The 1,099-nt window shown below is 73.9% G+C and carries 2 protein-coding genes; one reads left to right on the top strand and one right to left on the bottom strand.

What is annotated here, in order from left to right; translation table 11 throughout:
- A partial coding sequence (locus OZN99_RS32220) for a DUF2849 domain-containing protein (protein WP_270939264.1) occupies positions 1–210 on the bottom strand: 210 nt, incomplete at its 3' end.
- Positions 211–418: 208 nt separating this feature from the next.
- Here OZN99_RS32220 and cobA point away from each other — a divergent pair.
- The coding region (gene cobA, locus OZN99_RS32215; protein ID WP_270939263.1) for a uroporphyrinogen-III C-methyltransferase at positions 419–1,099 on the top strand (681 nt) is incomplete at its 3' end.

The following is a 1,099-nucleotide window of genomic DNA, read 5'->3' as shown; positions in this document are numbered from 1 at the left end:
GTAGGCGCCGACGACGCGGCGGGCGCGCTCCGCCGCCTGGCCGAGCGCGAGGCCGGCCGCGGCGTCGTCCGGGGCGAGGATGCGGGCCTCCGCCAGCCGGGCGGACCAGCTTCCGTCCGCGGCGAGCCAGAGGACGCGGCCGTCGGCCAGGCCGTTGGCGGTGATCGCCACGGGGTGCGCGGGGGGTCGGAGCTTCGCGGGTCCGCTCATTGTCGCCTCACCGGGGTGGCGCGCGGGCCATGGGCATCGCGCGGAACGAAAACAACGATCACGAGACGTGATTAGGGTGCTGGGCGATATCTGGCACATGGCGGCTGAGGGTGGCAAGATACAAGAGAAAAATACTCTCGCCAAAGGCCGTTGAAGGCCGATCGAAAGAATGATTATCTCCAGCCGTGTCGTGAAAGAACGGTTGGTGATGGTGGAATCGAAATCCGCGCTGGCGGCCGGGTCGGGGCCACGCCAGGGCGAGGTCTGGCTGGTCGGTGCCGGTCCCGGCGACCCAGGCCTGCTGACCCTGCGTGCGGCCGAGGCGCTGCGCCATGCCGACCTGGTGCTCCACGACGCCCTGCCGGGCCGCGCAGTCCTGCGCCTCGTCCGGCCGGGCGCGGAACTCGTGAATGTGGGCAAGCGCAAGGGCGCGGCGCCCGTGCCGCAGGGCCGGATCAACGCGCGCATGGTCGCCGGCGCGCGGGCGGGGCTGCGCGTCGTCCGGCTCAAGGGCGGCGATCCTTTCGTCTTCGGACGCGGCGGGGAGGAGACCGCGGCGCTGGACGCGGCGGGCATCCGCTGGCGCATCGTGCCGGGCGTCACTGCCGGGACCGCCGCGCCGGCGGCCGCCGGCATTCCGCTGACGCATCGCGGCCTGGCCAGCGCCGTGACCTTCGTGACCGGCCATGACGAGGGCGGCGGGTTGCCGGGCGGCGTGGACTGGGCCGCGCTGGCGCAGGCAGGCGGCACCATCGCGGCCTTCATGGCGCTGTCGCGCCTCGACGAGATCGCGTTGCGCCTGCTGGCGGCGGGGCGGTCGCCGCAGACGCCCGTGGCCGTCATCGCGCAGGCCTCGCTGGCCGGCGAGGCGGTGCTCCGCAGCACGCTC

Origin of the sequence: Falsiroseomonas oryzae, from assembly GCF_027856955.1 — a bacterium.
GTDB lineage: Bacteria > Pseudomonadota > Alphaproteobacteria > Acetobacterales > Acetobacteraceae > Falsiroseomonas > Falsiroseomonas oryzae.
This window is presented reverse-complemented; position numbering and strand designations above follow the sequence as displayed.